Here is a 12,622-nt window from a genome sequence, read left to right as displayed (position 1 = left end):
AAACATGAAAAGGAAACGATTTTATTACATCATTAAGTTACAATATTTGGGTTTTCGTTATCATGGTTGGCAAAAACAGCCTGATGTGATTACTGTTGAAAAAATGTTAGACAAAACATTAAATTACGTTTTGGAAGGTCAGAAATTTAAAGTGATGGCAGCAGGAAGAACTGATGCGAAAGTTTCTGTAAATCAAACATTTATTGAGCTTTTTATGTATGATGAAGCTTTAGATTTAGAAGCTTTTTTACCGTATTTAAATGAGAATTTACCTCAGGATATTCGTGCTTTACAAATTCAAGAAACTGATGCTAAATTTAATATCATACAACATGCGAAATTAAAAGAATACCATTATTATTTCTGTTACGGTCAAAAAATGCATCCTTTCGCAGCCCCGTTTATGTTGAACGTCAGAGAAAATCTAGATCTTGAATTGATGCAAATAGCTGCTAAATACTTTGAGGGAGAACATGATTTTTATTCATTTACATTTAGACCAACACCAACAACGAATTTTGATGGGCATATTTTAAGCTGTGAAATTCTAGAAAATGACGTGATTCAGGCAAATTTCTTTCCTGAAAAATCTTATTATTTAAAAGTGATTGGCAAAGGTTTTAAACGTCAACAAATCCGTTTAATGATGGGCGCCTTACTTGATTTAGGACAACATAAAATTTGCTTAGAAGAGTTTATCAAATATATAGATGGCAAAAATCGAATCAAATTAACACATGTTGCACCAGCATCAGGTTTGATTTTGCACAAAGTTGATTTAGATTAAAACCAATTTTTTTTCTTAAAGTAAATAATTAATAAAACAGAAATAATAAACATAACGCCTAACACATAATAATATGCGTTGTGATAGCCAAGTTCAGGCATGTTTTGGAAGTTCATACCATAAACCCCAACGATAAAAGTTAAAGGAATAAATATGGTTGACATGATGGTGAGAACTTTCATCACCTCATTCATTTTATTGCTGATGCTACTCATATACATATCCATCAAGCCCCAAACAATCTCTCTATAAATACCAATATTTTCATTGACTTGAAGAATATGATCGTATAAATCGGCTAAAAACCTTTTTGTTTTTGAACTAAATAATTGATGTTTTGAAAGATGTAATCTATTGATGATCTCTTTAGTTGGTGCAACAGATTTTCTGACACTCAATATTTGTCTTTTTAAAACTTGTATTTCCTCAGGAGAAGCATGATCTGGAGCACTCAAAATTTTATCTTCAAGTTGCTCTGTCTTTTGTTCAATTGCTTCAGAAATATTGTAATAATTATCAATAATGGCATCTGTAATAGCGTAAAAAAGATAATCAGAATCAGAGTTTCGAATACGACCTTTCTTAGTTTCTATACGTTTATGTAAAAAATCAAGAATATCATCTTCTTTGTTTTCTTGAAAGGAAATAACGAAATTTTCACCTAAAATTAATGCATAATGTTCTTTAATGAATTTATCTGAAGCATAAATCATTTTTAAAGTGAGAAAAATATATTCTGAAAACTCATCATATCTAGGCCTTTGTTTTGTATTTGCAATATCTTCCAAAACTAATGGATGTACAGAGAAAAGTTGACCGATTTTTTGAAGTTGATCAACATCAGTTAAACCAGTATAAGTAATCCAATGTACTTGATCTGGATGATCTTTCACCATTTTAAAAGTTTCGTCAATGCTGATGTTTTTAGACCTATTGTAATTTTCTGTATCATAACTTACGACGTCGATTTCAGTATTTTCTTGTGATCGATCGCCCACATAAGTAATTTGACCAGGCATTTCGTTTTTGAACTGTTTTTTTGATTTTAGTTTTAACGACGATAAAGGATGGAGACGTGATTTAGTTTTTCTTTTCAAATGACTTAGTTTTTGATAAACATTATTTCTTAAAGTTTGTGCAAATTAAAAAGCTTTCTCTTTTCAAACCTTTAAATTTAAAATAAAAAATGATAAAAAGTAATAATCCTTACACACAAGAAGAACTTTATAACATTGAAGAACTCAACGAAAAGGAAATTAATCAATCTATTGAAGATGCAGATCAAGCCTTTAAAAGTTGGAAAAAAACTAAATTTTCTGAACGTCAGAAATTGATGCTAAACTTAGCTGAAACATTAGAGTCCGATAAAAAGAAGCTTGCTAAAACCATCACTCAAGAAATGGGGAAACCTTTATCTCAGGCGATTTCAGAAATTGAAAAATGTGCTTGGGTTTGTGAATATTATACAGAAAATGCTGAATCTCAATTAGCTGATAAAATAATAGAAACAGACGCTCAAAAATCTTACGTCAGTTACGAACCAATAGGCGTTGTGCTCGCAGTAATGCCATGGAATTATCCTTATTGGCAAGTCTTCAGGTTTTTGGCTCCACAATTAATGGCTGGAAATGTCGGACTTCTCAAACATGCGAGTAATGTGATGCTTTCTGCAAAAAAAATACAAGAACTTGTTGAAAAAGCAGGTTTTCCGAAAGATGTTTTTATCAATCTACCCATTAAAAGTGATCAAGTCAATAAAGTGATACAGCATCCTAAGGTAAAGGCTGTTACTTTAACAGGTAGTGAAAAAGCAGGAAAAGCAGTGGCAAGTGAAGCAGCAAAGCACATTAAAAAATCTGTTTTAGAACTCGGCGGAAGTAATGCTTTAGTCGTTTTTAAAGATGCAAATATTGATCAAACTTTAGAAACTTGCGTTCAGGCAAGATTTCAGAATACAGGACAAAGCTGTATTGCAGGGAAAAGATTATTAATTCATGAAAGTTTACATGAAGAATTTGTTGATAAACTCATTACCAAAGTAAAAGATTTAAAATCAGGTGATCCTAATGATGAAAATACTTTTATCAGCGTCATGGCAAGAGAAGATTTAGCAGAAGAACTCGAAAAGCAAATGCAAAAATCTGTTGATCAAGGTGCAAAAATCAGAATAGGTGGGAAGCGAGATCAAGCTTATTTCGAACCAACAATTTTGGATGATGTTAAACCAGGAATGCCAGTTTTTGAAGAAGAAACTTTTGGACCACTTCTCGCTGTAACAACTTTTAAAGACGAAAAAGAAGCTATTGATTTAGTCAATCAATCAAATTTTGGTCTTGGTGTTTCATTATTTTCATCTGATATAAAAGCAGCTGAAGATGTGATTGTAAACCTGGAAGATGGTGCAGTTTTTATCAACGAACTTGTAAAAAGTGATCCGAGAATTCCGTTTGGCGGAACTAAAACTTCAGGTTATGGCCGTGAACTTTCAGACGATGGTATCATGGAATTTATCAATAAAAAAACGGTTTATATCAAGTAATTATTGAAATTTATCCACTTTAAGCTACTTAGACTTAAGCTTGAGGTGGATTTTTTTAAATAATTTAAAATCAATTATTTAAATCTTTTGATTCTATTGTTTATAAACTCTTGTTTATTCTCTTTATCTAATAGTCCATCCTTTAATAAATTTGCAAACCATTCAGAATAAACTTTTGCACCTTTATGGTTGATATGATGAAAATCACCGCGTTCTGAAGTTGATAAGGGAAATTTTAAAAAGTCTAAAAACTCAATGTCGGCATAACGTGTGTTTAAAATTTCAAGAAACTTTTCATCATTTTTTAATTCAGGATATTTTTCATGAATCGGACTTCTAACAAAAATAACTCTTTTGTTTTTAGCTTGACAGAATTCAATCATATCATCTAAATAAGATAAGTTCTTTTCTGAAACTTCAATTTCTTCAGTGCTTAAATACTTTACATCAGGAGTCACTTTAATGAGAGAGTCTAATTCATAACGTTTCAAATACCTGAAGCCTCCTAAAGCCTTTTCATAATTATGATTGTGACTTAAAATTCTAGTTATTTTATTGTTTTCAGATAGAGACAATGCATTTATAAAATTAACTGGATTTTTCTTAATCAACATTAATTTTTCATCAAAACTCATAAAGCTGGCGTATTTTTCAAAGCCTCTGAGCATATAATCTTTACCCCAAATCCATTGATCTTTTTCTTTATTGATTTGATTATTTGTGAACTCTATGAACACAACTTCTATTGAGTTATTATCCTCTAAAACCTTTTTGATTTTAATAAAATTATAAAAGTAGGATTCAGCTGTAAATGAAATATTTTTGAAATCTGAAATTATAGTATCATTATAAGCAGATTCTGGTTGAGAGTGACCAGTAATAATGTATTTCGGGTGACTTTTAAAACTAAAATCAGCATTTTTATAATCGATAAAAGTTGTTATACAAATTAAGGCGACAACAGCAATTCCGAGTATAGGTATGAAGTATAATATGGATTTAATAAATCTTTTCATAACTGATTAAAACTGAAAATAGATGAATTCTTGTAAATGACCTTTAAAAACAAAGATTAATATACAGATAAAGATATATAAACTCCACCTCATGTAGCGCTTTTTTAATTGTAAAGCATTTGATAATGCATGCTTATTTTTACGGCCAAACCACTCAATAATCAACATAAAAGAGATCAAAATAATGATTTTTATTGGTAAAACTTCAAGTGAGCTAAATATTGAGTTTGAAAATATTTCTGAAATAATAGAAAATGCATGACTAATGTTTTCTGCTCTAAAAAATATCCATGCGATGACAGTCAAACTAAACGTGAGTAATATTGATAAAAACTCACTTAATTTCGGTAAGCTTCTATTGTAAGCTACAATTTCGAGATTATTTCTATTGCTTTTGGTCAATAAAAGTGGCAGAAAATAAACTGCATTTAAAGCTCCCCAAACAATAAATGTCCAATTGGCGCCGTGCCAGAAACCACTCACAACAAAGATGATAAATATGTTACGAATCTTCATTGAAGTGCCGCCGCGACTACCGCCTAAAGGAATATAAAGATAATCTCTAAACCAAGTTGAAAGCGAAATATGCCAACGTCTCCAAAACTCAGCGATATCTCTTGAAAAATATGGAAAGGCGAAGTTTTGTTTTAAATTAAATCCAAATAGGCGAGAAGTTCCTATGGCGATATCTGAGTAACCTGAAAAATCTCCGTAAATCTGAAATGTAAAAAAAATAGCACCAAGAACGAGTGTACTCCCGGAATAATCATCAGAGTGATTAAAAATATCATTCGCATAACGTGCACAATTATCCGCAATTACAACCTTTTTAAACATTCCCCAAAGTATTTGGCGCATACCATCAATAGCGTTTGCGTAAATAAATTGTCGTTTTTTGTAAAACTGAGGAAGCAGGTTTGTCGCTCTTTCAATAGGCCCCGCAACTAACTGTGGAAAAAAGCTGACAAAGGCCGAGAAAGCAACAATATCTTTTGTGGGCTCAAGTTTTTTCCTGTAAATATCAATGGTGTAGCTTAAAGTTTGAAAGGTGTAAAAGCTAATACCAACAGGCAGAATAATGTTGAGTGAGTTCGCATTGATTTCTGTTCCAAAAAATGAAAAAGCAGAAATGAAGTTTTCAAGAAAAAAATTATAATATTTAAAAAATCCAAGAAAACCTAAATTGACGAGAATACTGATCCATAAAAGTAATTTTCTTTTTGAATGGTTTTTTTGTTTTGAAAGAGTAACACCAATAGTATAATCAACAATTGTACTAAAGGCGATTAAGGACAGGAAACGCCAATCCCACCAACCATAAAAAAGATAACTAGCAGCAACAATTAATAAGTTTTGAAGCTTGAGATGCTTTTGAGTTACAAACCAATAAAGAGCAAAGACTATTGGTAAAAATATGGCAAAGTCAATGGAGTTAAATAGCATATTTTACGATATGTAACATTTATAAATAATATTTTTAAAACTATTCACAAAGGTTTTTAAAACCTAAACGGCATAACATTTTCTTTTCAAAACTCCAGAAAAATTTAAATTGGCCAAAAACTGCACCAGTAATCACTAATAAGACTTGATAGATAGGGAAAATAATCAATATCCTCAACGTGTAATAGAATATGGCACCATAAAAAGCTTCAGGAAAAGCCTCTCTATTGATACTAAAAAAATTAAGGACAGGTCCAGCAACAAACAAAGATGTTGATCCTGTCAAAGAAAAGACAATAAAGATGATAATGAGCTGAAAGTTAGACTCAACATTCCAGCGTTCTTTTAATTTTTTCATGCTGCAAAACTACAATGTTCAACGCAATTTTTGATTGTATTTCTGTTCAAAAAATAAGAAATAATGATAAAGCATATAGTTAACCTCATAACCATAATCAATATGTGGTTGGTAGTCAATTTCTTGAGGATATAAACGCGGTCTTGAATAAACCCGACTATTATAAATAATGACATTATATTGATTGCGTTGTTCTAGATAACTTTTAGAATAATAGCCGCGAGGCTTTTGAGTTTGTAACCAACTTTCGAAGCCTGGTTCAAATACAATAACCTCATATTCAAGACTGTCATTAGCAATCCTAATTGTGTCACCATTAATTTGAGTATCTGATTGACTGGATTGATTATTAACAGTTTTGGAGGTGCTACAACTTGCAACGCCTAAAATCATGAATAAAAATATGATTACAAAAATTCTCATAACAGAATGTTTACCTCAATTTAATCATTTTCCGTCATATCAACGATAAATGCATCAGGATATTTTTTATCAATTTTATCTCTAAATCTTTCGGCGGCCAATCTGTTTTTAAATTCTCCAAGGATTAATGTATAAACTTTAACTTCGTTAAATGCTTTGACTTGTACTGTGACTTCTTTGTTATAGCTCAATTTTAAGTTATCTGCTAAACGAATTAAATTAGCTAATTCTTGAAAACTTCCAATCTGAACTCCAAAAAAATCAGGACTTAATTTTTCAACGGTCAGTTTATAAAATTCTTTACCTTCAAACTTATCAGCTTTAGCTTCATCGCTAGATGAGGAGCTGATTGGCGAGTTTTTGTCTTGAGGAGGAGTTTGAGGAGCTTCTACATCAGCGTCGTCAATATGGTCATCAGAAACAATTGCAGAACTATCTAAGACTTGCATTGTTACATCAGCGACACCAAGCCCTATAAAGTCAAGTTTTTTTGCAGCAGATCTCGATAAATCTATAATTCGACCTCGAATAAAAGGGCCACGGTCATTAATTTCAACAATAACTGACTTGTTATTTGTTAGGTTTGTGACTTTTACTTTTGTGCCAAAAGGGAGTTTTCTGTGCGCTGCTGTCATTTTATGATGACTGTAAATTTCACCACTAGCAGTTTGTCTTCCTTCAAATTTATTAGCATAAAAAGAAGCTTTTCCTGTTTGCGTCTGTGCAAATATGCTCATTGAAAAAAGCATGATTAACGCGAAACTAAAATTTTTCATCAAAATTAATTTTTATCAAAGTTAATAATTTGTTGTGCAATATGAAGTCCGATGCGTTCTTGAGATTCTAATGTTGAGCCTGAAATATGAGGACTTAAAGAAATTTTATCTTGCATTAAAATTTGAATTTCTGGGTGTGGCTCATTTTCAAAAACATCTAAAGCCGCAAAAGCTATCGTGTTGTTATGAAGCGCATTAACGAGCTCAACTTCATCTAAAACTCCGCCAAAAGAGGTGTTGATAACGCCAGCTGTTGGTTTCATTTTTTGAAATTCTTTAGCTGATAAAATCGGTTTTTTCAACCTCGGCGTATGTAATGAAATGATGTCCGATTCGGTTAATAAAGTTTCTAAATCTGTTGTTTCAATTTTAAAACTCAATTTTTGTTGATCAAAAAACTCAAGATTGACTTGAGCTTCATTCACTTTAGGATCGTATGCCAAAATCTTCATACCAAGTGCAATTGCTTTTTGAGCTAGAGTTTGCCCTAATTTTTCAAAACCAATGATTCCTATTGTTTTGCCTTTAAGTTCTTGACCTTTAGCTGCTGCTTTCTGGATTTCAGTAAATCTTTGATCACCTTCTAGAGGCATATCTCTATTTGTGTTTTTCAGATGCCTCATACAACTTAGAGCGTGAGCAATCACAAGTTCTGCAACGCTTTCTGATGATTGATCAGGAGAGTTGAAAACTTTTAAGCCTCGGGTTTTAGCGTAAACAAAATCAATGTTGTTGAGTTCACTTCCTGTTTTTGCAATGATTTTTAAATCAGTACAAGCATCAATAATCTGGCTGTTTATTTTAGTGTCATTTCCAATTATAATTGCTTCAATATGATGCTTATTGATATAGTTAACAAGCTGTGATTGAGCAACTTTAATAGGATAAAGTTTATGGTCTTGGTCTTCTAAAAGCTTAACAGCCGAAGCTGAAAGCCCGTCGTTGATTAATATATTCATTAAATAGTATTTGTGTTTTTTTCAAATTCTTTCATGCAGTTCACAAGCTTTTCTAAGCTTTCAATTCCTAATGCATTATACATTGATGCACGAAATCCACCAAGACTTCGATGACCTTTTATTCCGCTTATTTGATGCTGATTTGCAAAATTCAGAAATTTTTCATCAAATTTCGAATCTACTGAAGTGAAAACGGCATTCATCATTGATCGATCTTGCTTTTTAGCATAAGCTTTAAAAAGAGAGTTTCTGTCTATTTCGTGATAAAGCATTTCAGCTTTTTCTTGATTCCTTTTTTCAATAACTTTTAAACCGCCTTGTCTCACTAACCATTCTAGATTTAACATTGAGACATATATTGAAAAAACAGGAGACGTATTGTAAACACTTTTCGCTTTAATTTGCTTTTGATAATCTAAAATTGAAGGTATTTTCCGAGTAACTTTTCCTAAAATATCTTCTTTCACTAAAACAAGAGTTGCACCAGCAGGACCAATATTTTTTTGAGCACCTGCATAGATTAAATCAAACTGTGAAAAATCTATCTGTCTTGAAAAAATATCACTACTCATGTCGCAAACTAAAGGAACTTCAGTTTGAGGAAAGCTTTTGAACTGTGTTCCATAGATGGTATTGTTGCTCGTGAAATGCAAGTAATCAACATCGCTTGGACACTGGATTTTTTTTGGAATATAGGTGTGATTTTTATCTTTTGAAGAAGCTATAATTTCTGTTTTACCGAAATATTGAGCTTCAGCAATTGCATTTTCTGACCATCTACCTGTCTCTATAAATGCAGCTTTATTTACAAGTAAATTATAGGCTGTCATCATAAACTGAAAGCTCGCGCCACCATGAAGAAATAAAGCGTAATAGTTTTTGTTTTTCAATCCTGACAGCTCTAAAGCTAAACTTTGTGCCTTCTGAATAACTTCAGTAAATGCTTCGCTTCTATGAGAAGTTTCAAGAATTGAGAGTCCTGAGCCATCAAAATTTATCACAGCTTGTGAGGCTTTTTCAAAAATTTCATCTGGCAATGTGCAAGGTCCGGCGCTAAAATTGTGTAACCTTTGCATACTTATAAATCTTTAAGGAAAAGAATTGTATCAACATCATCTGCATAATCCCATAGCTGTGGAGATTGCGTTTCGCCAAAACCGATTTCAGTAAAATCAAGATGCCCAACTTTGCACTGCAACAAATCTCTATCGATATTGAGTTTCTTTTCTATTTGATTTAAATCTTCATAGTGTTCATAAAACAAGCAAGCGATAGGAGAGCTGTATGATTGATCTTCTTTAAGAACTAAAAAGTTATTATCAAACAATTTGATTTCACTCATCAAATAAACTGCTTTGTTATAATCGTAATTGTTTGCGTATTTATGATGATGAATCAAGTCGCCAAAACCATAAATGGCTTCAAAGAATTTTGAAAAATCATAACCTTTAGGGACAAAGACTTTTGAGACATTTCTGCATCCTAAACCAAAATATTGAAAAATATCATTTCCCAGGTTTTTTAATTCGTCATCGGTTTCATTCCCAGATAAAACGGCAACAGAGTTTCTGTTTTTACGAATAATATTGGGTTTATTTTTGAAATAATATTCAAAATAACGAGAAGTATTGTTGCTTCCAGTAGCGATTACAGCATCAAAATCTGAAAGCTGTCCGTCTGTTACTTCTAGTTTTGAATCAAAATTACCGGTGTTTTGTAAAAATTTTAGAAGGTAAGGAGTTAGGAATTTGTCTTTAGAAGAATATTTTAAAACAAGATCGTGTCCAGTTAAAAATACAGAAAGACAATCATGAAAACCAACAAGCGGAACATTTCCTGCAGATATGATTGCCACTTTCTTTTTGTTGATATTATTTAAATCATAAGGCTTGAGCCAAGTATTGATATTTTCTTCAGACAAAGCCTCTACCCACGAACCAATTGCTTTATGAATATTTTGAACGCTAAACCATGCATTGTGTTGTTTTGATTTGACAACAATATCATTAAATTCTTGATAGCCGTCATGTAAATTATCGTTTTGAAATGCTGATAAATAACTATTAAGAAAACTTTGTAATTGCTTTAATCCTTTTTTTTTAGCTTCTAATGACATAGAATTTGTTTTTCAGGTCGATAGTGAGTAATTTTGAGCAAACTTACGTAAATAATAGAAAAAATGGCTATAATAATAACAGATGAGTGTATAAATTGTGGTGCTTGTGAGCCTGAATGTCCAAACACAGCGATCTACGAAGGTGCTGATGATTGGCGTTATGCTGACGGAACTGATCTGGAAGGCGATGTCGTTTTGCCAGATGGAAAAGAAGTGAATGCTGAAGAATCAAATGAGCCGGTGAGTGACGAATTTTATTTCATTGTGACTGATAAGTGTACTGAATGTATGGGCTTCCACGAAGAACCGCAATGTGCGGCTGTTTGTCCTGTTGACTGCTGTATTCCTGATGAAGATCATGTGGAAACTGAAGAAGAACTACTGGAAAAACAAGCTTTCATGCATAAAAAATAAATGTCTAAATAAGCTTAAAAATGAAAATCGAATCTCATGAGGTTCGATTTTTTTTTTGATTAAAGTTTAAACATAAAACTTTTGATCTCAGAAATATAGTAAAGCTTACAATATGTATATTTGCAGAAATTCATTTTCAAATGTCATTATTTAAGTTTTTATCTAGCAAAGCTTTTTTGAAGCAAATCATCATTGCTATTCTTTTAATTGTTGTTCTCATCTTTGGTGCGACACAATGGCTCTCAGCTACAACAAACCACGGTGAGACAATTAAAGTTCCTGATTTATCAAAACTCTCATTAGATATTGTTGATAAAAAATTGGATGAAGTGAATATGCGCTTTGAAGTACTAGATTCAGCAAATTACAATCCTGATTATCCAGCTTTCTCTGTTATTGAACAAAACCCGAAAGCAGGAGCAATGGTAAAAGATAATAGAAAAATTTACTTAACAGTTAATCCTTCTGATTATATCGATGTTGAAATTCCTGAAAACTTAATTTCAAGAACCTTAAGACAGGTTCAGCCAACTCTTGAAGCGATGGGTTTTAAAATTGTTGAAGTTGTTGAAAAGCCAGGATGGGCAAAAGGTTCAGTACTTGAATTGAAACACGACGATGCAACTTTAGAAGCTGGGGAAATGCTCAAAAAAAATAGTGAAATCATTATTGTTATTAGTGATGGAAGTCTTAGATATAATGAAGAGTTTAGTGAAGAAATAGAATCAGATTCTCTAAAAATAGAAACCAATGAGTGATCAAAAAAGATCAGAACAAGATAATGACGAGTTATACGAGCACCATAGTTTTAAGGCGTCTTCAGGACAAGTTCCTTTACGTGTTGACAAGTTTTTAATGAATTTCATTGAGAATGCTACACGAAATAAAATTCAAGCAGCAGCAAAAGATGGAAACATATTTGTCAATGGAGTTGCAGTTAAGCAAAATTATAAGGTCAAAGCACATGATGAAGTCAAGGTTTTATTAGAGTATCCACCTTATGAAAACCTTTTAACGGCTGAAGATATTCCTCTTGATATTGTTTATGAAGATGATGCTTTATTAGTTGTTAATAAAGAAGCGGGAATGGTTGTACATCCTGGTCACGGTAATTATTCAGGGACATTAATCAATGCATTGGTCTTTCATTTTGATAATTTGCCTAATAATTCTAGCGACAGGCCAGGTCTGGTTCACAGAATTGATAAAGATACAAGCGGACTTTTGGTTGTTGCCAAAACCGAAGAAGCGATGACGCATCTTTCACGTCAATTTTTTCATAAAACAAGTCAACGTGAATACGTGGCGATGGTTTGGGGAAATGTAAAAGAAGATGAAGGTGTTATCGAAGGAAATATCGGTAGAAATCCTAAAAACCGACTGCAATATATGGTTTATGAAGATGATAATGAGTTTGGGAAAGAAGCCATCACACATTATAAAGTCTTGGAACGTTTAGGATATGTCACTTTGGTGACTTGTCGCTTAGAAACTGGTCGGACGCATCAAATACGCGTTCATATGAAATATTTAGGACATACCTTATTTAATGATGAGCGCTATGGTGGTGATAAAATTCTGAAAGGAACAACTTTTACAAAATATAAACAATTTGTTGATAATTGTTTTAAAATATTACCTCGTCAAGCTTTACATGCTAAAACCTTAGGCTTTGAGCACCCGACAACAGGTGAATGGATGAGTTTTAATTCTGAAATACCAAGTGATATTCAGAATTGTATTGAGAAATGGCGAAATTATGCTGTCAATAGTATTAAGGAACAATAAGCT

General features: G+C 32.2%; 14 protein-coding genes. 5 read left to right on the top strand and 9 right to left on the bottom strand.

Annotated elements, in window-relative coordinates; all coding sequences use genetic code 11:
* Nucleotides 1–4: 4 nt before the first annotated feature.
* Nucleotides 5–787, top strand: coding sequence for a tRNA pseudouridine(38-40) synthase TruA (gene truA / locus BLV84_RS05940; RefSeq protein ID WP_093241464.1), 783 nt, complete (start codon nucleotides 5–7; stop codon nucleotides 785–787).
* Here truA and corA read toward each other — a convergent pair.
* Entirely contained in the window at nucleotides 784–1,806 is a 1,023-nt protein-coding gene (gene corA, locus BLV84_RS05935) for a magnesium/cobalt transporter CorA (protein WP_093242249.1), read from the bottom strand. The two genes, truA and corA, sit on opposite strands and share 4 nt — an antisense overlap.
* A 167-nt stretch (nucleotides 1,807–1,973) precedes the next feature.
* On the opposite strand from corA, the gene BLV84_RS05930 reads away from it, so the two are divergent.
* The gene (locus BLV84_RS05930) at nucleotides 1,974–3,326 is read left to right on the top strand and encodes an NAD-dependent succinate-semialdehyde dehydrogenase (protein WP_093241459.1); all 1,353 of its coding nucleotides are present in this window, start codon (nucleotides 1,974–1,976) and stop codon (nucleotides 3,324–3,326) included.
* Nucleotides 3,327–3,400: 74 nt separating this feature from the next.
* On the opposite strand, the gene BLV84_RS05925 is transcribed toward BLV84_RS05930, so the two are convergent.
* Genes BLV84_RS05925 through BLV84_RS05890 form a run of 8 tightly spaced genes read right to left on the bottom strand, consistent with a single transcriptional unit; the run spans nucleotide 3,401 to nucleotide 10,417 of the window.
* Entirely contained in the window at nucleotides 3,401–4,342 is a 942-nt protein-coding gene (locus BLV84_RS05925; protein WP_093241454.1) for a hypothetical protein, read from the bottom strand.
* A 6-nt stretch (nucleotides 4,343–4,348) separates the two neighbouring features.
* Entirely contained in the window at nucleotides 4,349–5,785 is a 1,437-nt protein-coding gene (locus BLV84_RS05920; RefSeq protein ID WP_093241449.1) for an MBOAT family O-acyltransferase, read from the bottom strand.
* Between the two features lie 40 nt (nucleotides 5,786–5,825).
* A complete protein-coding gene (locus tag BLV84_RS05915) occupies nucleotides 5,826–6,143 on the bottom strand; it encodes a DUF6787 family protein (protein WP_093241445.1) in 318 nt (105 codons plus the stop codon).
* Nucleotides 6,144–6,161: 18 nt separating this feature from the next.
* Nucleotides 6,162–6,566, bottom strand: a complete 405-nt coding sequence (locus tag BLV84_RS05910; RefSeq protein WP_093241441.1) for a DUF6146 family protein — start codon at nucleotides 6,564–6,566, stop codon at nucleotides 6,162–6,164.
* Nucleotides 6,567–6,586: 20 nt separating this feature from the next.
* On the bottom strand, nucleotides 6,587–7,342 hold the full coding sequence (locus tag BLV84_RS05905; RefSeq protein ID WP_093241436.1) for a septal ring lytic transglycosylase RlpA family protein: 756 nt from the start codon (nucleotides 7,340–7,342) through the stop codon (nucleotides 6,587–6,589).
* Between the two features lie 5 nt (nucleotides 7,343–7,347).
* Nucleotides 7,348–8,301, bottom strand: coding sequence for an NAD(P)-dependent oxidoreductase (locus BLV84_RS05900; RefSeq protein WP_093241432.1), 954 nt, complete (start codon nucleotides 8,299–8,301; stop codon nucleotides 7,348–7,350).
* Nucleotides 8,301–9,377 carry a 3-phosphoserine/phosphohydroxythreonine transaminase gene (gene serC, locus BLV84_RS05895; RefSeq protein WP_093241429.1) on the bottom strand — a complete coding sequence of 359 codons (1,077 nt, stop codon included), beginning with the start codon at nucleotides 9,375–9,377 and terminating at the stop codon, nucleotides 8,301–8,303. The genes BLV84_RS05900 and serC overlap by 1 nt, the downstream gene beginning before the upstream one ends.
* Before the next feature lie 2 nt (nucleotides 9,378–9,379).
* Nucleotides 9,380–10,417 (bottom strand): aldehyde dehydrogenase family protein, encoded by a 1,038-nt coding sequence (locus tag BLV84_RS05890; RefSeq protein ID WP_093241426.1) that lies wholly within the window; start codon nucleotides 10,415–10,417, stop codon nucleotides 9,380–9,382.
* 63 nt (nucleotides 10,418–10,480) lie between these two features.
* Between BLV84_RS05890 and BLV84_RS05885 the strand changes: the two genes are divergently transcribed.
* The 3 genes from BLV84_RS05885 to BLV84_RS05875 all read left to right on the top strand — a co-directional run bounded on the left by BLV84_RS05885 (nucleotide 10,481) and on the right by BLV84_RS05875 (nucleotide 12,619).
* Nucleotides 10,481–10,831, top strand: a complete 351-nt coding sequence (locus tag BLV84_RS05885; protein WP_093241423.1) for a 4Fe-4S binding protein — start codon at nucleotides 10,481–10,483, stop codon at nucleotides 10,829–10,831.
* A 140-nt stretch (nucleotides 10,832–10,971) separates the two neighbouring features.
* On the top strand, nucleotides 10,972–11,589 hold the full coding sequence (locus BLV84_RS05880; RefSeq protein WP_093241420.1) for a PASTA domain-containing protein: 618 nt from the start codon (nucleotides 10,972–10,974) through the stop codon (nucleotides 11,587–11,589).
* Entirely contained in the window at nucleotides 11,582–12,619 is a 1,038-nt protein-coding gene (locus BLV84_RS05875; RefSeq protein WP_093241417.1) for an RluA family pseudouridine synthase, read from the top strand. Before BLV84_RS05880 ends, BLV84_RS05875 begins: the two co-directional genes overlap by 8 nt.
* Nucleotides 12,620–12,622 lie beyond the last annotated feature (3 nt).

This window comes from Psychroflexus halocasei (assembly GCF_900107595.1).
Classification (GTDB): Bacteria; Bacteroidota; Bacteroidia; order Flavobacteriales; family Flavobacteriaceae; genus Psychroflexus; species Psychroflexus halocasei.
This window is presented reverse-complemented; position numbering and strand designations above follow the sequence as displayed.

Coding starts and splice junctions, on each gene's coding strand:
- truA (WP_093241464.1), top strand. CDS start 5: ATGAAAAGGAAACGATTTTATTACATCATTAAGTTACAATATTTGGGT.
- corA (WP_093242249.1), bottom strand. CDS start 1,806: ATGCCTGGTCAAATTACTTATGTGGGCGATCGATCACAAGAAAATACT.
- BLV84_RS05930 (WP_093241459.1), top strand. CDS start 1,974: ATGATAAAAAGTAATAATCCTTACACACAAGAAGAACTTTATAACATT.
- BLV84_RS05925 (WP_093241454.1), bottom strand. CDS start 4,342: ATGAAAAGATTTATTAAATCCATATTATACTTCATACCTATACTCGGA.
- BLV84_RS05920 (WP_093241449.1), bottom strand. CDS start 5,785: ATGCTATTTAACTCCATTGACTTTGCCATATTTTTACCAATAGTCTTT.
- BLV84_RS05915 (WP_093241445.1), bottom strand. CDS start 6,143: ATGAAAAAATTAAAAGAACGCTGGAATGTTGAGTCTAACTTTCAGCTC.
- BLV84_RS05910 (WP_093241441.1), bottom strand. CDS start 6,566: ATGAGAATTTTTGTAATCATATTTTTATTCATGATTTTAGGCGTTGCA.
- BLV84_RS05905 (WP_093241436.1), bottom strand. CDS start 7,342: ATGAAAAATTTTAGTTTCGCGTTAATCATGCTTTTTTCAATGAGCATA.
- BLV84_RS05900 (WP_093241432.1), bottom strand. CDS start 8,301: ATGAATATATTAATCAACGACGGGCTTTCAGCTTCGGCTGTTAAGCTT.
- serC (WP_093241429.1), bottom strand. CDS start 9,377: ATGCAAAGGTTACACAATTTTAGCGCCGGACCTTGCACATTGCCAGAT.
- BLV84_RS05890 (WP_093241426.1), bottom strand. CDS start 10,417: ATGTCATTAGAAGCTAAAAAAAAAGGATTAAAGCAATTACAAAGTTTT.
- BLV84_RS05885 (WP_093241423.1), top strand. CDS start 10,481: ATGGCTATAATAATAACAGATGAGTGTATAAATTGTGGTGCTTGTGAG.
- BLV84_RS05880 (WP_093241420.1), top strand. CDS start 10,972: ATGTCATTATTTAAGTTTTTATCTAGCAAAGCTTTTTTGAAGCAAATC.
- BLV84_RS05875 (WP_093241417.1), top strand. CDS start 11,582: ATGAGTGATCAAAAAAGATCAGAACAAGATAATGACGAGTTATACGAG.